At 59.8% G+C, this 16,382-nt stretch carries 14 protein-coding genes; 6 read left to right on the plus strand and 8 right to left on the minus strand.

Annotation, left to right across the window (positions count from 1 at the left end; translation table 11 throughout):
- The first annotated feature begins 30 nt into the window (after window positions 1-30).
- The 5 genes from EPN93_16465 to bamD all read left to right on the plus strand — a co-directional run bounded on the left by EPN93_16465 (window position 31) and on the right by bamD (window position 5,873).
- Window positions 31-1,527, plus strand: a complete 1,497-nt coding sequence (locus tag EPN93_16465) for an HDOD domain-containing protein (GenBank protein TAL32209.1) — start codon at window positions 31-33, stop codon at window positions 1,525-1,527.
- Between the two features lie 8 nt (window positions 1,528-1,535).
- A complete protein-coding gene (locus EPN93_16470; GenBank protein ID TAL32210.1) occupies window positions 1,536-3,242 on the plus strand; it encodes a DUF115 domain-containing protein in 1,707 nt (568 codons plus the stop codon).
- 62 nt (window positions 3,243-3,304) lie between these two features.
- Window positions 3,305-4,162 (plus strand): hypothetical protein, encoded by an 858-nt coding sequence (locus EPN93_16475; GenBank protein ID TAL32211.1) that lies wholly within the window; start codon window positions 3,305-3,307, stop codon window positions 4,160-4,162.
- The gene (locus tag EPN93_16480; GenBank protein ID TAL32212.1) at window positions 4,159-4,950 is read left to right on the plus strand and encodes a hypothetical protein; all 792 of its coding nucleotides are present in this window, start codon (window positions 4,159-4,161) and stop codon (window positions 4,948-4,950) included. The genes EPN93_16475 and EPN93_16480 overlap by 4 nt, the downstream gene beginning before the upstream one ends.
- Entirely contained in the window at window positions 4,947-5,873 is a 927-nt protein-coding gene (bamD, locus tag EPN93_16485; GenBank protein ID TAL32213.1) for an outer membrane protein assembly factor BamD, read from the plus strand. Before EPN93_16480 ends, bamD begins: the two co-directional genes overlap by 4 nt.
- 7 nt (window positions 5,874-5,880) lie before the next feature.
- Here bamD and EPN93_16490 read toward each other — a convergent pair whose 3' ends face one another.
- The 5 genes from EPN93_16490 to EPN93_16510 form a co-directional block, all read right to left on the minus strand.
- On the minus strand, window positions 5,881-6,345 hold the full coding sequence (locus EPN93_16490; GenBank protein TAL32214.1) for a chemotaxis protein CheX: 465 nt from the start codon (window positions 6,343-6,345) through the stop codon (window positions 5,881-5,883).
- Window positions 6,346-6,362: 17 nt separating this feature from the next.
- Window positions 6,363-7,511 carry a hypothetical protein gene (locus EPN93_16495; protein TAL32215.1) on the minus strand — a complete coding sequence of 383 codons (1,149 nt, stop codon included), beginning with the start codon at window positions 7,509-7,511 and terminating at the stop codon, window positions 6,363-6,365.
- 164 nt (window positions 7,512-7,675) lie between these two features.
- Window positions 7,676-7,837, minus strand: coding sequence for a Trm112 family protein (locus tag EPN93_16500; GenBank protein TAL32236.1), 162 nt, complete (start codon window positions 7,835-7,837; stop codon window positions 7,676-7,678).
- A 101-nt stretch (window positions 7,838-7,938) separates the two neighbouring features.
- Entirely contained in the window at window positions 7,939-9,024 is a 1,086-nt protein-coding gene (locus tag EPN93_16505; protein ID TAL32216.1) for a hypothetical protein, read from the minus strand.
- A gap of 170 nt (window positions 9,025-9,194) precedes the next feature.
- Complete coding sequence (locus EPN93_16510) at window positions 9,195-11,099, minus strand: propionyl-CoA synthetase (GenBank protein ID TAL32217.1); 1,905 nt, start codon at window positions 11,097-11,099, stop codon at window positions 9,195-9,197.
- 314 nt (window positions 11,100-11,413) lie between these two features.
- Here EPN93_16510 and EPN93_16515 point away from each other — a divergent pair, with 314 nt between their 5' ends.
- Complete coding sequence (locus EPN93_16515) at window positions 11,414-13,204, plus strand: hypothetical protein (protein TAL32218.1); 1,791 nt, start codon at window positions 11,414-11,416, stop codon at window positions 13,202-13,204.
- Window positions 13,205-13,213: 9 nt separating this feature from the next.
- On the opposite strand, the gene EPN93_16520 is transcribed toward EPN93_16515, so the two are convergent.
- Genes EPN93_16520 through EPN93_16530 form a run of 3 tightly spaced genes read right to left on the minus strand, consistent with a single transcriptional unit; the run spans window position 13,214 to window position 16,162 of the window.
- Window positions 13,214-14,134, minus strand: coding sequence for a methionine synthase (locus EPN93_16520; protein TAL32219.1), 921 nt, complete (start codon window positions 14,132-14,134; stop codon window positions 13,214-13,216).
- A gap of 18 nt (window positions 14,135-14,152) precedes the next feature.
- Window positions 14,153-15,502: an MFS transporter gene (locus tag EPN93_16525; GenBank protein TAL32220.1), complete on the minus strand. Its 1,350-nt coding sequence runs from the start codon at window positions 15,500-15,502 to the stop codon at window positions 14,153-14,155.
- A gap of 18 nt (window positions 15,503-15,520) precedes the next feature.
- Complete coding sequence (locus tag EPN93_16530) at window positions 15,521-16,162, minus strand: cobalamin-binding protein (protein ID TAL32221.1); 642 nt, start codon at window positions 16,160-16,162, stop codon at window positions 15,521-15,523.
- Between the last annotated feature and the right edge of the window lie 220 nt (window positions 16,163-16,382).

Consider the following 16,382-nt stretch of genomic DNA (forward strand, 5'->3'; position numbering starts at 1 on the left):
AACAGGCGAAAACCGGAGCATGGGCGGGATATGGCGGCAGATAACGGCGTACCACGGCAGCGCACCTCGGACATAACCTCAAAGATTTTCAACGGGGAGCCTTACGCCCTCACCTTCCCCTATTTCTCGGAGGACGTGAGCCGATTCATCAATGCCCTGTTCGCAAAATTACTGAGCCGCGCGGACCGGATATTCCTTCTCGACATGATCATCACCATCACCCGCGAGATCTTCGTAAACGCGGTGAAGGCGAACGCGAAACGGGTTTTTTTCCTGCGCAATAACATCGATATAAACGACCCTGATGAATACTCGCGGGGGGTCGCCCAGTTCAAGAAGGCCGTGGTGGGGCAGTTCGAATCGATTGCCGCCGACCTCGAGAAAAGCGATTACCGCGTGACCCTGGAGATCGAAAAGCGCGACGGGGTCCTGGCGATGAAGGTCATAAACAACGCGCCCATCCACCCGGTGGAGCTCAGCCGCATCCAGATGCGCCAGGACAAGGCGAAGGAATTCGAGGACTTCACCGACGCCTTCGACGAAATATATGACGACACCGAGGGCGCCGGACTGGGCATCGTCCTGGTAGTGCTGCTTCTCAGGAATTCGGGCGTGGGGACGGATAATTACGCGATCACCACCGACGGGAAGACCACGACCACCGTGCTGAATATTCCGAGCACCCTGAGACCCGAGGAGGTCACCTCGGACATCAAGAAGCGCCTGCTCGCGCAGGTCCAGGGAATACCCACCTTCCCGGAGCATATTTTCCAGCTTCAGCAGCTTTGCGCGGACCCGGAATCCACCATCCAGGTGATTTCGGACAAGATCATGGGCGACCCGGCCCTGGCGACCGATGTCCTTAAGCTTTCGAATTCCGCCGGATTCGTCCCGGCCAAGAGGATCGAGACCATTTCCGAAGCGGTGATGACGATAGGGCTCAAGAACCTGAACGCGGTCCTCGTAGCGACCGGCGCGCGGCGCATCATGGACAAGCGCTTCCAGAAATTCGAGCAGATATGGAACCATTGCAACCTGGTGGCCTTTTACGCGCGGCGCATCGCGATGAAATTCAAGCTGAGCAAGGTGGTGGAAAACGCCTACCTGGCGGGACTCCTCCACGACCTGGGAAAAATCGTCATGCTCTCCACCGACCTGAACCTCACGAACTCGATCGCCGATATCGTGCAGAACAGGAAGATACGCACCTCGACGGTAATCGAGGAGATTTCCGTAGGCATCAGCCACGCCCAGATCGGGGCGCTCATCGCCGAGAAATGGGGCTTCCCGGCCTACCTCATCGAGGCGATCCGGCACCATCACACGCCGCTCGCTGCAAGCCAGCCCCACGCCGAGCTCGTGGGCGTGGTATATCTCGCCAACCTGATCGCGGGAATCGAGTCGCGCAAGTACCAGTTCTCCTACGTGGACGAGGAAATCCTTGAGCGCTACAACCTGATCGATAGCGCCGATTTCACTGCCCTCCATGAGGAGCTCAAGGCGCTTCTCAAACAGCAGAGCCTCTAGCCGACCCGATGTCACCGGCCGACTATTTTCTCTCCGACACCCCAAGCGGCTGGAAGACAATTACCCGGCGGAACGGGCGCGAGGTGCGCCTGCATTCTTCCTACGATCCCATGATCGAGGCGGAGCGCGCGGTCTCGTCCTTCGACAAGAAGCGGGCCACGATACTCCTGGTGAGCGGGGCCGGGCTCGGCTATCACGTCAGGCTCCTGGCGCAGAAATACCCCGGCTGCCGGATCATCGTGATCGAGGAATCCCCCGAAGTCATACGGCTCGCGAGAACGCATTACCCGGAAAATTTCGAGGACGTCCTTGTCGCCTGCTCGATACAGGAGGTGCCCGCGGCGCTTGAATCCCTGGAGATGGGCTCGTTCAGGGGATTCGCGTTCTTCACGCATCGTCCCTCCTATAGTCTCGCGCCCGCGTTTTATGACGCGATGATCAGGGACATCACCCGCTTCCTCTCCTCGAAATTGAGCGACCTTCTTACACGCTTCGAGTTCGAGGAGCGATGGGTCGAGAACATCCTCAGCAACCTGCACCGGGTATTCACCGCGCCCACCGTGCAGGGACTGTTCGGGAGGTTCCGGGGGTGCCCGGGGATTATCGTGTCGGCCGGGCCCTCGCTCAGGAAAAACGCGTCCCTGCTCGAAGGAATGAAGGACAGGGCCCTGGTGGTCGCGGTCGACACCGCCCTTAAAGTCCTCCTCCGCCGCGGCGTCACACCGCACATGGTGATCACCCTGGACGCGCAGAAGCACTCGCTCCGCCATTTCCTGGGTTCCATGAATTCCGGCGCGGCCCTGGTCGCCGACCTGGTGAGCTTTCCCCGCATCGCCGACCTTTACCCGGGGCGCGTATTCGTGAGCACCACCGCCAAGTACTTCAGCGGGCCCTCGGGAGAAACCTGCCGCGAACCCACCCCCATGATGGACTGGATCGAGCGCTACATCGAGCCCGTGGGCGACATCCAGTCGGGGGGATCGGTGGCGACCAGCGCGTTCGACCTGCTGTTGAACCTGGGATGCAGCCCCATAATCCTCGTGGGCCAGGATCTCGCCTACACCGGAAGGGAGATCCACGCGAGCGGTACCTATCACAACGACGGCTGGCTCCCGCGAACCTCCCGGTTCCAAAACCTGGACTCTATCAACCAGGGCGTGGTGCGGAAGCGCAGGATCAAGCGCGTGGAGGCGTACGGCGGAAACGGCACGGTGATCGCCGATTATGTTTTCGACCTGTATCGGGGCTGGTTCGAGGACTCGGCGCTCAAGGTCAATTTCCCGGTCATCAACGCGACCGAGGGGGGGGCGCGCATCCGCAACACGCGGGAACAGGACCTGCGAAGCCTGGCGGAATCGATGAAGCCCCTGTATCCGGCGCCCGGGGATATCCTTCGCGCCCCTGTCCCGACGGGGTCCCGCACCAGGGAGCGGATAGTATCGGCCCTGGACGAGGCGATCGGGCGCGTAAAGGAGACCGCCGCTCAGGCGTCCGGCCCGGAGGGCAGCGAAGGGGCGATAGCGCTTGTCGAGGACGATTTTATCAGACCCCTCTATAATCCGTTCCTGCGCAAAACGCACGCCTATCTCGCGCGGCATCCCGACATGGACCCCGCAAAGGCGGCCGCCATGCTGAGCGCAGATATCGCCCAGGCCTCCCGCAGGCTCGCCGTGATGCTGGAGCGATGCCGGGCGCGGCTGGCCGAATTATCGTGAAAGAAGACCGGATTTCTTCCGATAATAAAACCGGCCGACACGCGGCCCACAAACCCATGACCATGAAACGCACCCTGACAGCGATCATCTCCGCCCTGGTTTTACATACGCAGGGGGCGTCGGCCGCCGATTACACGACCGCGTACCGCGACTGCGTTATCAACTGGACCCGTGGAACGATCGTCTCCTCCGCGCTCGCCTCGGTCGAGACCGACGGCAGGGGCCAGCCGGTGGACGCGAACGACGGGAGCCCGCTCTCCCTGAACCGCGCCCGGTCCGATTCCGCGGGGCGTGCCCGCGGGGCGTGCGTGGAAAACGTCATGGCCGCGATTCGGACCATCCGGATAGATCCCCGCACGCTCATGAAGGACCTCATCGCCTCGGACGACGCTACGCAGGCCAGGCTGTCCGAGATGCTCGCGTCAGGTGCGAAATTCCGGACATTCCCGCGCGCCCACGACGGAACGGTGTGCGAGCTGAATCTCCGCGTGGGAGACGTGGCGGCCGCCCTGCCCTACCCGTTTCCCCAGGCGGACTTCCCGGTTATCGACGACACCCCCCTGAAGAGCGATTACACCGGCCTGATCATCGATTGCCGGGGAACGGGCATGGAGCCCATGATTTTTCCGTCCGTCCTGAACGACGAGGGCGTCGAGATATACGGGCGCGAGTTCGTGGACAGCGCGGTCGCGACAAAATATGGCCTTGCTTCCTATTGCACGACCGAGGACGAGGCCAGGGCCATGAAGCGGGCCGGGTCCCGTCCGCTCTTCACGATTGCGCTGAAAACGGTGCGCGGCTGCCCGGTCATTTCCAACAGGGACGCGCGAAGGATCCTGGGGAGCACCGCGACCAGAAATAATTTGAAAAAATGCAGGCTGATCATTATATTGGACACGCACCAGGCGGCGGCACGATGAATCCAGTCACTAAATTACTTTCGGGCGTATTCGGACCCATAGAGCGGCTTGTCGCGAACATGGACCGCAGAACGGCGGACATGATCAAGCAGGCATTCTACATGCTGACCGTGGCGCTCATGATAGGCGGGATCATCGTGGGCTACTTCCTGGGAAAGGACGCGGCGAAGCGTCCCGGAAAACCCCTGGCGGAACACACCGACGACGTGTTCAGGCTCGACGTGCTGCAGGAGCGCGACGAGGGCACGTACGAGGGCATGCTGGAGGGAAGCAAGATCAAGGAGCTGAAGCTCCCGAAAACCCGCAAAAAGGAATTCAGGTACGATAACGTCCTGGACCCTGAGGCGGACAGCGTGCTCGCCGAGTCAAAGTTTTCCGAGAGAAAAATCTCGCGCCGGCCGTCCATCGATTCGCGCGACAGGCTCTCCGAGATCGACCGCACCGATGACCGGGGCGCCGAGCCCGCGGTTAAAAACCTGAAGTCGCGAAAAATGCCCGCGGCGGCCGCCGATAAGCTGGACATAATCCGGCAGAAGGAGCGCGGCATGATGGGCGGTGAGGACGACCTGGAAAGCGAAGCCCCGAGACGCCCTAAAGCCCGCGCGGCCGAGGGGGGCAGGGATATCCGCGACCTCGATTCCGATGAAGAGCCCGCGGTGCGCAAGACGCCTTCCCGGTCCGACGAGGTGGCGCCCCTGCGCGGTAAGGATGAAAAGGGTAAACGCATAATCCGCCAGCCGGGCACGATGAAGCCTATCGACAAGAGCGGCGAGGCGGTGGAGAAATGACGAGGACCCTCGTTCTGTTTCTTGCGATAACCATCGCCGTTGTGCCTGGATACGCGAAAACCCAGGACCGTCCCGAGGCGATCGTGAAAAGCATTCTCGATGGAAGCATCGAGGAGAGCGCCCCGCCGACCGAGCAGAAGAAGACGGTAAAGCCCGCGGCGAAGGCCGACGCGAAGCCGGAGGTGAAAGCGGGCGCGAAACAACCCGCCGTGGACGCAGCGCAGTCCAGGCCGGCCAGGGCTAAAAAAGAAAAATCCGAGGACAAGCTCCAGCCGCTTCCCCCCGACGAGGTTTTGCTTCGTACGGGCATCCAGCTCTATACCTCCGGCCTGTACGATGCCGCGCTCGTGAAATTCCGGGAGATCAAGGCCAAGTATCCCGAGAGCCAGTTCACCGACAAGGCGAGTATGTGGATCGGGCGCATTCACCTGAATGCAGGCAAGCTCGATGAGGCGATAAAGGAGTTCGGCACGGTCCCGGAGGACCGGGGCGAATACCCGGCGTCATTATATTTCATAGGGGACACCAGCTACAGGAAGGGAAGCACGCCCGCGGCCATAGAACACCTGGTGAAGCTGTCGGCGCAATTCCCCGAACACGAGCTCGCCGACGACGCGTACCTGCTCCTGGGCACGATATACCTGAACGAGGGCAAGGGCGGGCAGGCGCTGGAATCCGCAACGAAGATCGCGAAGTACTATTCGAAGAGGGAGACTATCGACGACGCCTATTTCCTTATGGGACAGGTGTTCGAGAAGGACCCGGGGCTCAGGGACCTCGAAAGCGCGCGCAGGATATACCAGATTTTTCTCAAGAAGGCCCGCGAAGACAAGGAGCCCAATTTCCAGAATTCACCGCTGCTCATGCGCGTTGAAAAGGACCTGCGCGCGATCGAATCCACCTATTTCAAAATGGAAAACTGAAATCCCCCTACTTGAGCGCCACGTTCATCTCGAGCTGCCCAAACGGGCTGTAGAGCGTTATAGCGAGCGTGGTCTGCTTGATATGGGTGATCGTGAAATTCTTGCCGTCGATCACGGTGGGCGTCGTCATCTCGATACGCTTTCCCGTCTCCGCGAACAGGTTCATCGCGTTGCCCGTGATCATGTTCGCGAGCTCGCCGATGATGTCCTTGTACTCGTTCTGAATTTGCGGCTCCGTGAGTCCGGGGGCGAGGGTGTTTGCGATCTTGTGAACCATGGGATAGTTCATGCTGTAGACGACTTCGCCGCTGATCGACCCGGTGATCCCGATGAGTATCGCGACTTCGTGCGAGGGAGAGGGCGTCTCCTTGATGGCAAGCTTCCCCCGCTTGAGGTCCACTCCCACCACCGACTTGAAGACGACTCCCGCGGCCTCGAGAAATGGATTGACGTATTCAGCGTTGATGTTCATGGCTCCCTCTCCGGATATTATTTATCGTCCATTTTCAGGTATTTCTGGATCTTCGAGTTTTCTCGGAACGCCATCATGCTTGCCGACATGAGGGCATTGCCCTTCTCGTTCATTATGCGGCTCTCGACGGCCTCCGCTTCCTTGCCGGTTACCGCCTTGAGCGCGACGTCCCGCTGGAGGGGCGTAAAGATGTAAACCCCTTCCACGGAATTGACGGCCCGTGAGGTCTTTCCCACTCCCATCGCAAGCATGTCGTCGAGGAACACGGCCGAATCGTTGAGCGCGTACAGCGGCGTCCCCTTCCCGGCCTCTTCCTTCACAGGCTCGCCTATTTTAAACACCGCGGAGTTCATCGTCCTGCCCCCGAGGAGCGCGGCTGCCGTCTCGAAACTCTTACCCGCGACCGCAAGCTTTTCGATCTCGTCGATGATCGTTTTTTTCTCGGTTTCGAACTTCCGATCTTCGAGAGAGGCGCGAATGCGCTCCCGGTCGGTCTTGGGGTCCTTGACCTCGGTGCGGTTTTTCTTGAGCTCCGCGTCCACCTCGTCCTCGGTCACTGCGATCCTGTCCTTGAAGCGGGCCTTAAGCTCATTATTGGCGGCGTAGCAGTATCGGACCTGTATCTTTGACGAGTCGACAGCCGCCTGCGCGCGCACCTCGTCGGGGGTGGCGCCCGCGCCGAAGCGCAGCATCTGCCCGAAATCCTGGTTCATGATATCCATCTTGATCGTCTTGTAGAATTCCGGCAGGCTCTGGTGCGACCTGTCGAGATAGCCCTTCAGGTACTGGCCGTTGAACGAGCCCGACTGGTCCTGGAACCCGGGGATCTCCCGTATGAACTTCTTCACGCGCTCCTCGGAAACCATGATGCCGGATTTCTCGGCGAGCTGGGCGGCCATGTGGTACTGCACGAAGTTTTCAAGTATGATATACTGGTATTCTTTTTTGTCGGCATCCTTGAGCCTGTTGCCGTAGCGCATGTCCCGGAAACGGACAAAGTCCATGACATGGAGCCTCTCTCCGTTCACCACCGCCGCCGTCGACTTGTCGCCCCCGAGGCGCGACATGAAATCGGGCATGCCGAACGAGATGATGATGATGAGCACGAAAAAACCGATGATCGCGTAACCCGCGAATTTCACTACCGGGGAATTTCTGTCGAACATAGCTGGTCCTTACACATACATTGCTGAAAATGGCGAATCTGATCCAAAATATAGCCCGAAAAGATTAGCCCGTTTTCGCGATTTTGTCAATGAGATTTAACCGGGAACTTCAAAAAACGCATGTTGCATGCGACTCGCGGGCCCGCAAAAAGCACTCTTGCGGGCTATCCCTGCTCGGCTTCGTCTACGAGCATGACGGGGATCCCGTCCCTGACGGGGTACTTGCGCTTGCACTCGGTGCAGATGATCTTCTCGTTCTTCGCGTCGTATTCGACGTCGCCCTTACAGGCGGGGCAGGCGAGAATGTCAAGAAGCTTCGTATCGATCATGAAAAGCTACTCCTGTGGAAATATGTGCGGTGAGTATAGAAGCACTGCTAAAAAGGTCAATTACAATTATCGCGCGATTGACGGTATGTGCGTTGGTCTCACACCAGGGCGCGCCGGCAGTTCACAATAAAATCCTGCACATTGGTCGAGATACCCGCCGCCTGGAAGCTTCCCCGGTTCGCGAGCTTGTCCACAGCGAATTCCGATATATCGACGATATAAAAATACACGGGCCGAACCACGCTGTTCACAACCATATAGGAGGGAAGCATGTTCCCGAATGCGATCGCGTGAAGCTGGGTCGCGAGCGCGATCACCGTTGTGGACCGCCGTGCGAACACGCGCATGCCGTCCTGGCTCCGGCCGGTATCGGTAATGACCTCCGGGAGCGGACCGTCGTCGCGAATGGATCCCGCGAGCACGAAGGGAATGTTTTTTTCCATGCACGCGGCGAGAATGCCGCCGGAAAGTCCCATTTCACGGACCGCGCGTTCGATGGATCCGGATAACCGCACGCGGTTGAGGAGGTCCAGGTGATGGTAATGCCCCAGCGGACGATTCTTCTTGGTGTAAATGTCCTGCCCGAGCGCCGTCCCGAACATGGAGGATTCGAGGTCGTGCGTTCCCAGGGCGTTACCGGCCATGACCGCATGGCAATAGCCGTTACGGATGAGGGACGCCATCGCTTCGCGCGAATCGCGGTCGAACGTGACCGCCGGCCCCAGCACCCAGGTGACGAATCCGTGCTCCCGCTCGTAGCGCAGGAGTTCGTAGAGAAAATCATAATCGCGGCTGAACGGGGTTTCGCGCGTGGCGCGGGTGCGAAACTGGAACTTGTCGGTTTCGCCATTTTCCTCGGCGAAACCCGAGGGGTGAACATAGATGCCGTCTTCCCCGTTTTCACCGCGTCCGGCGAGCACCTCCTCATTTTTGCGAAGGGTGCGGAACTCGCGAACGTGCAACCGACTGCCGTCCCGCACGACCACGCAATCCATGCGGCTTTCATCGAGGAGCGTCCATTCCCCGCGGGCACGCTGGATATATTCCGGGAAATTGCTCGTCGCATGGAAATTCTCCGGGGCCACGCCGTCGGCGGGCGCGGGGAGGAAGACGGCGACGGGACGGTCCTTGAAACGCGAATTCGAAAAATCGGGCCCGTCGTAGACGGGAAGCGTAAAAGGCATGGCGAAAACCTCCAGGGGGCTGCGCGACGGCGCTCACTGAAAAACGACGCGCCCCGATTTTACCAGGGCGCGTGTGCTTTAGTCAATATGTTTCCATTTCCGGAATGCTGTTTTAAGGCAGTGCATTACGGAAAAGGGGATGAGGAGATAACCCCCATTCTAAAACGTCTTTATCCTTTCTTCGTTCCATATCCAATGGTCTTGAGCCCTTCCGCGATCTCGCCCAGCACTGCCGGATCGTCGATCGTCGAGGGCGCCGTGTACGACTCGCCGTCCGCGATCTTGCGCATGGTGGCGCGCAGTATCTTGCCGGAGCGCGTCTTCGGGAGGCGCTTCACGACGATGGACTCCTTGAAGCAGGCGACCGCGCCGATCTGGTCGCGCACCATCTTGACGAGCTCGACCTGGATCGCCTTCTCCTCGCGGTCGACCCCCGCCTTGAGCACCACGAAACCGACAGGGAGCTGCCCCTTGAAGGAATCCGCGGCGCCCACCACGGCGCATTCGGCGACGTCGGGGTGCGTGGCGATGATCTCCTCCATGGCGCCGGTCGAGAGCCGGTGACCCGCGACGTTGATCACGTCGTCGACGCGTCCCATGATGTAGATGTATCCGTCCTTGTCGTAGTAACCGCCGTCCCCGGTAAAATAGTAGCCGGGGAACATTTCCAGGTACGATTCGCGGTACTTGTCGTCATTCTTCCAGAGGGTGGGAAGCGTCCCCGGAGGCAGCGGCAGCTTGATCGCGACCACGCCCTCGGTTCCGCGCGGGAGGGACTTTCCCTCTCCGTCCAGGATTTCCACCTGGTAGCCGGGCGCGGGTTTGGTGGGCGAGCCCGCCTTCACCGGGAAGGCCTCGAGTCCCATGCAGTTCGCGGCGATCGCCCAGCCGGTTTCGGTCTGCCACCAGTGGTCGATTACGGGACGCTGCAGCTTTTCGCTCGCCCAGAAATAGGTATCGGGATCCAGGCGTTCGCCGGCCAAGAAGAGGTATCGGAAATTCGAGAGGTCGTATTTTTTAATGAGCTCCCCGTTGGGATCTTCCTTCTTGATCGCGCGAAACGCCGTAGGCGCGGTGAAGAGCACCTTGACGCCGTGCTCCGATATTACACGCCAGAAGGCGCCGGGGTCCGGCGTGCCCACGGGCTTGCCCTCGTACATGATCGTGGTGCAGCCGTACAGGAGCGGTGCGTAGACGATGTAGGAATGTCCCACGACCCAGCCCACGTCCGATGCCGCCCAGAATACCTCTCCCGGTTCGACGCCGTAGATGTTCTTCATGCTCCAGGTGAGCGCGACCGCGTGCCCGCCGTTATCGCGCACCACACCCTTGGGGATACCCGTGGTACCGGACGTGTAAAGGATATAGAGCGGGTCCGTCGCCTTCACGGGAACGCAGTCCGCGGGGGAGGCGCTTTTCACCGCCTCGCTCCAGTCGCGATCGCGGGGGCCGATAAGCGGGGCCGTGCACTGCGGGCGCTGGTAAATGATACAATGCTTCGGCTTGTGCGAGGCGAGCTCGATCGCCCTGTCCAGGAGCGGCTTGTACTCGATCGTCTTCTTTCCCTCTATCCCGCACGATGCCGTGACCATGACCACCGGCTTCGCGTCGTCGATGCGGATCGCGAGCTCGTTGGGCGCAAACCCCCCGAACACCACCGAGTGCACCGCGCCAATGCGCGCGCAGGCCAGCATCGCGACCGCCGCCTCGGGGATCATGGGCATGTAGACGATGACGGTGTCCCCCTTCTTCACGCCCAGGGAGACGAGCGCCCCCGCGAAGCCCGACACCTGGTCCAGGAGCTCCCGGTAGGAAATTTTTTTCACGGTTCCCGTCACCGGGCTGTCGTAGATGATCGCGGCCTGGTCGGCGCGCCCGCCCTGGACATGCCGGTCCACGGCGTTGAAGCAGGTGTTGAGCTCGCCGCCTGCAAACCAGCGATAGAATGGGGTATGGGAGGAATCGAGCACCGTGTCGTGCGGTTTCGTCCACGTGACGGCCTTCGCCGCCTCTCCCCAGAATTTTTCGGGGTTGGAAATTGATTCGTTGTACGCCTGTTGATAGCCTGCCGTCATGAAGCCCTCCCGATGATATCAAGTTTCCGGTCGTACCGGGCGCGCCGGAATAACGGCGCGCAAATAGGTAACTACAATGTGCACGGCGATGGTCCTTTCCCGGAAGGGAAAAGTATGACGGGCCGGGCCCACTACCGGGCCGCCCTGGCCGGATGACCTCCGAGTGTGCACGGCCGTCAAGATTGTAATGATGTATTACAACTGAGTCCAGATAAAATGACGAACCCGTTTTGTCAATAAAAAACTGGCTGTCGTCCAAAGTCCGTGCGCACCCTTCCCTATTATTGGTTTGACAGCGCGTGTGCGAATCGGCCATGCTATGTGAAAAGAACTATCCATTCACAGTCACCATACGGGGAATTGCCATGAAGCGTGTATGCCTGATGCTGCTGGTATCGCTCGCCGCCACGGGCGCGTACGCGATCAAGGTGGACGTCGAGGAGCTCAAGTCCGGGAAGAAGATCGATTTCCAGAACTACGTGCCGCCTGCGGTGAGACCTGACAGCTTCATGGAGATCAAGGCCATAGGCTACGGCCTTGCCGCCGGAGCGGCGCGCTACGGCGCAAACGTGCAGGTCCCCTACTACCTGAAGTATTCCATCATCCGCGCCGTCTCGGCGGATGAGCCCGAGAAACTCGCCGCGGATATCTTTTCGGTGGACCCCGATGCGAGGGTCACGCATATCGACAACCTGAGGCTCATCATCGCCGCATACCTGGAAGGCATGTACGCCTATTCCGCGAAGGACGCGTGGACGCTCGCGGTCTTCTCGACCTACTACAATGCCGTGTACCGCGGCAAGCTCGATTATTTCGGCGGGAAATACAAGGCCGTGGTCACCAAACGCCTCACGGCGGCGAATGCCGGTCTTTCCACGAAATATTACGAGTGGCCGGGGCAGACCATGCTCCTCATCCCGCTCACCGAGAACGCCGCGCGCGGCAATATAGGCACCATAGATGCCGATGTAATATCCGATGAAAAAGTGAAGGAGCTCGTCCGCAAGGATGACAAAAACATCGACGAGCGAAAAGACCTGGTCGACATCAAGAAAAAGGTCATAGAGGACGAAAAGGAAAAGCTTAAGGAAGAGAAGAAAAAACAGGACGAATCCGAAAAGAAGCTGAAGGAGGAGCGCGACCGTCTCGAGAAGGAGAAGAAGGCGGAGGAAACTGAGCGCAAAAAGATCGAGGAGGAGAAGAAAAAGATTCCCGCGATTAAAGACGAGCAGGAGCGCGAGAAGAAGAAAAAGGAAGTTGAAGAAAAGGAAAAAGAGCTAAAGAAGGAGACGGAGGAGACCAAAAAGGAAGAAAAAACCCTCAAAGACAAGGAAGACAAGACAAAGAAAGAGGATGAGCGCATAGCCGAGAAAGAAAAAAAGATCGCCGAAAAGGAAAAGAAGCTCGAGGAAGAAAAGAAGGAGATCACCGAGGACGAAAAGAAAAAAGAGCCGGAAAAAAAGACCGACACGACCGTAAAAAAGACCGGGGAAAAGGATAAAGAGAAGGAGCTCGCAAAAAAGGAAAAGGACCTGGACAAGCGTGAGGACAGCCTCCGCGACAAGGAAACCGACAAGAGCATCTACGCGCTCAAGCTCTATTATCTGAAAATTAAGGAATACCTTGAAGAGGGCCATTACAACAACGAGATGATCATGATCAACGCCTCGACGCGGAAGGTGGAGTTCACGTCGCCCGTCAAGAATATCTGCGGCAGCCGCTACGACATCTTCTCCGAGGGGATCGCCGTGATCGCCCATGCGGGCAGCCACAAGGGGGAGCACCGCCTGGTGCTACTCGACCGCGAAACGCTCGCCGCGAAATCGACCGGCACCGACGACGTGTTCTGGAGAAGCTTCGTCGAGGTCCGCGAGGGCAGCGTCTACGTGGTCATGATCGACAAGGGCGAGTACTACCTGGGAAGGTACGACGGCGCGCTTAAGCGTGTCGCGAGATCGACGGAGCGGGTGAGCAAAGAAACCTTTATCAGCTTTTTCCAGGACTACATCTACATAAACCGTCACGACAAGAAGATTCTCGTGCTCGACAAGAATGATTTAAAAACAGTGGATACGATCGACCCGGCGGTGCTGCCGGTGAAGTGAGTTTCCGCTTCACACGCTCACCGTCCTCCTGATCGCCTCCACGAACTCCCTGCTGGTCCCGCAGCATCCGCCCAGAAAACCCGCGCCCGCCCGAATAAGCTCCGGAACGAATTTTGCGAATTCAGAAGGGGTGGTCCGATACACGACCTGGCCGTCCACGAGCTCGGGGAGCCCGGCGTTGGGCTTCATCCAGAGCGGTACGCCCGTGGCCGCGCGCATGCGCGTGCAGATGGGAATGAAGCCCTCGATCCCCTGCCCGCAGTTCGCGCCGATCACGTCGGCGCCGGCGGCGGTGAGCGCGGTCACGGCCTGCTCGGGGGTGTTGCCCATCATGGTGCGGTCCTTCTGTTTGCCGGAATCGAACACCATGCTCGCAACGACCGGGAGCCCGGTCGCCTTCGCGGCCTCCACCGCGATGCGCGCCTCTTCCACATCCATCATGGTCTCGACCACGATGCCGTCGGCGCCCGCGGCGGCGAGCGCGCGGGACTGGTCGGTGAAGACTTCACGCAGCGCGTCCGGGGTGATGTCGCCGCTCACGAGCATCTTGCCGCAGGGGCCCATCGACGCGAAGACGTACGCCCGGTCCCCCGCCGCGTGTTTCGAAATTTCCACCCCCGCGCGGTTGATCGCGGCGGCCTTATCGGCGATTCCGAACTTTCCGAGCACCACGGCGTTCGCGCCGAAGGTGTTGGTGAGGATGACGCGGCTTCCCGCCTCGACGTAGAGGCGCGCGACCTCGCCCACCTTTTCCGGGTTCGACAGGTTCCACGAGTCCGGGCACTCGCCGCGCGCAAGACCCCGCTGTTGAAGCTGCGTGCCCCACGAGCCGTCGGTGACGACTATCCCTTCCGCGACAAGTTTCTGGATGAGCGTGTTCATGGTCCCTCCCGTGTATCGGCCCCCCGCGCCCTGCGCGTTATGCGCCATGCGATCGGGGTTCCGCGATTACAGATTCATTATTTTCCTCGTCTCTTCTTTGCTGTCACCCAGCCTGTAGGGAATGAACGCAACCAGCCCCACCAGGCACGAGAGCGCGCACACGAGCCAGATGACGCGCACGCCCTCCGGGTTCTCGGCGCTGTAACCGAACGCGCCGAAGACCCCCGCGAGAATGAGCGCGCACAGCGCCCAGCCGGTCTTGCGCACGATGCCGTAAATCCCGTAGTGCACCGCTTCGCGCCGCTTTCCGTGCTTCAGCTCGTCGTAGTCCGAGAGGTCCGCGATCACGCCCAGCGAGGCGGTGAACATTCCCCCGATGGGGATCGCGGCGATCGGGAATACGATCATCGCCTCCACGAGCGGCGGCAGAATATCGGTCACGCCGATGAAGTAGCTCAGCGTGAATCCCGCGATCATCGTAAGAATGATGAAGCGGAAGACGCGCTTCTTTGAGTAGCGCTTGAGCAACCAGTACCATACCGGCGCCGACACGGCCATCAGGATGATGACCTCGGCCATAATGATCGAGGCGTCGGCCTTGGGCCGTTTTAAAATGAGCGTCGTGAAATAGGGTACGTTCATGAGCATGAGCTGGTAGGTAAGCTGCACGAACATGATCATCGCCGCGAAGGAAAGAAACTGCCTGTCGGCGAACACCTGCCTGCACACGTTGAAGAAGCCCGGCCATTCGTCCTCATGCGGCGCGGCATGGCGCTCGTGTATGCCCAGGAGCGTCAGTTCGCCCGCGATGAACGCGGGGACCGCGAGGATGAGGCCCATCATGAAAGGGCCCACGGAGGAAAAGAGGGGGCCCGATAGTCCACCGCCGATGAGCGCGCCGAGCACCCCGATCGCAACGCCTATCGAGGCGATCTTCACACGTTCGTCGTTCTTGTCGCTCATCTCGGGCAGAACGGCGAACCAGGGTATGAGCACGCCCGTGTACGCCCAGTAATACACAAAGAGCGCCGCGCCGAGAACCCAGACGTTCACCATGCTTTCCCCCTGCACGGGCGGGAGCCACAGGAAGATGAACGAGAGGAACAGGAAGGGGGTCGAAATGAAGATGTAGGGCTTGCGCCTGCCCCAGCGCGATTTCGTGTTGTCGCTCCAGTAGCCGATAAGCGGATCGTTGATCGCGTCCAGGAGCCTCCCGCCCGCGAGCAATATCCCGAGCCACGCGAGCGGGATGTAGCGCGTCAGGCCGCTTTCGTCCGGCGGGGTGTAGAAAAAGGGTATCCAGGCGTACAGCACCGTATCGTAGATATTGAATGCGAATCCCGCCATATTGTAGAGGATGATTTCCCCCAGGGTAAGCGGCTTCGCCGAACCGGCCGCCACTGAGATTCCCTTCATGTGCGTCCTCCCGTAGTTTTATCCCGCAAGCAGCTTCCCGACAAGTTCCACACCGGACTGTGCGTCCTCCCCGTACCCGTCGGCGCCGATCTCCTCGGCAAACTTCTTGCTCACGGGGGCGCCTCCCACGATGATCTTGTACTTTCCGCGCGAGCCGTCCTTCACGAAGAGGTCGACCACTTCTTTCATGGCCGGCATGCTCGTGGTCAACAGTGCCGACATGCCGATGATGTCGGGCTTCACCTCCTTCGCCTTTTCGAGGAATACCTCGGACTTGATGTCCACGCCTATGTCCACCACGGTATACCCGTTGCCCTGCAGGAGGGCAAGCAGAATGTTCTTCCCAATTTCGTGAATGTCGCCGTGAACCGTACCGAGCATCACCGTTCCCCGCGACTTGTACGCGCCCTTCTTGAGCTCGGCGTCCAGGAGCGCGTAGGCGTTGTTGTACGCCTTCACACACATGAGCACGTCGGGAAGGAAGTAGTCACCGTCGCGGAAGAGCACGCCCACCCGTTCGAGCGCAGAGAGGAGCCCCTTGTTCAGTATGTCGAGCGCGGTAACACCCGCCTGCATCGCCTCACGCGTGAGGGCCTGGGTCTCGTCCGCCTTCATCTCGACGATCGCGTCTTCCAGTTTTGCCAGTATTTCATTTGCCATGTCGTTCCTCCTGAGCTGATGCCCCTCCCTCGATGGGAGGGGATAGGGGAGGGTGAAAAGTGATCATAAGCCGATGAGCGCTTTCCACCCCCACCCGGCCTCCCCCATCGAGGGGGAGGAGAAAGGCCGTGGGAGGCGCGGATTCGAATCCGCGCCTCCCACGGCAACCCTTTCCTCCATCTCTTCCATCGCCGTTAATCTTTTATCTCCTCATCTCCCT

This window comes from Spirochaetota bacterium (assembly GCA_004297825.1).
Taxonomy (GTDB): Bacteria; Spirochaetota; UBA4802; order UBA4802; family UBA5368; genus FW300-bin19.

What these genes read in the sequence shown, in the direction of transcription:
- EPN93_16465 (TAL32209.1), top strand. Translation starts at nt 31, where the DNA reads ATGGCGGCAGATAACGGCGTACCACGGCAGCGCACCTCGGACATAACC.
- EPN93_16470 (TAL32210.1), top strand. Translation starts at nt 1,536, where the DNA reads ATGTCACCGGCCGACTATTTTCTCTCCGACACCCCAAGCGGCTGGAAG.
- EPN93_16475 (TAL32211.1), top strand. Translation starts at nt 3,305, where the DNA reads ATGAAACGCACCCTGACAGCGATCATCTCCGCCCTGGTTTTACATACG.
- EPN93_16480 (TAL32212.1), top strand. Translation starts at nt 4,159, where the DNA reads ATGAATCCAGTCACTAAATTACTTTCGGGCGTATTCGGACCCATAGAG.
- bamD (TAL32213.1), top strand. Translation starts at nt 4,947, where the DNA reads ATGACGAGGACCCTCGTTCTGTTTCTTGCGATAACCATCGCCGTTGTG.
- EPN93_16490 (TAL32214.1), bottom strand. Translation starts at nt 6,345, where the DNA reads ATGAACATCAACGCTGAATACGTCAATCCATTTCTCGAGGCCGCGGGA.
- EPN93_16495 (TAL32215.1), bottom strand. Translation starts at nt 7,511, where the DNA reads ATGTTCGACAGAAATTCCCCGGTAGTGAAATTCGCGGGTTACGCGATC.
- EPN93_16505 (TAL32216.1), bottom strand. Translation starts at nt 9,024, where the DNA reads ATGCCTTTTACGCTTCCCGTCTACGACGGGCCCGATTTTTCGAATTCG.
- EPN93_16510 (TAL32217.1), bottom strand. Translation starts at nt 11,099, where the DNA reads ATGACGGCAGGCTATCAACAGGCGTACAACGAATCAATTTCCAACCCC.
- EPN93_16515 (TAL32218.1), top strand. Translation starts at nt 11,414, where the DNA reads ATGCTATGTGAAAAGAACTATCCATTCACAGTCACCATACGGGGAATT.
- EPN93_16520 (TAL32219.1), bottom strand. Translation starts at nt 14,134, where the DNA reads ATGGCGCATAACGCGCAGGGCGCGGGGGGCCGATACACGGGAGGGACC.
- EPN93_16525 (TAL32220.1), bottom strand. Translation starts at nt 15,502, where the DNA reads ATGAAGGGAATCTCAGTGGCGGCCGGTTCGGCGAAGCCGCTTACCCTG.
- EPN93_16530 (TAL32221.1), bottom strand. Translation starts at nt 16,162, where the DNA reads ATGGCAAATGAAATACTGGCAAAACTGGAAGACGCGATCGTCGAGATG.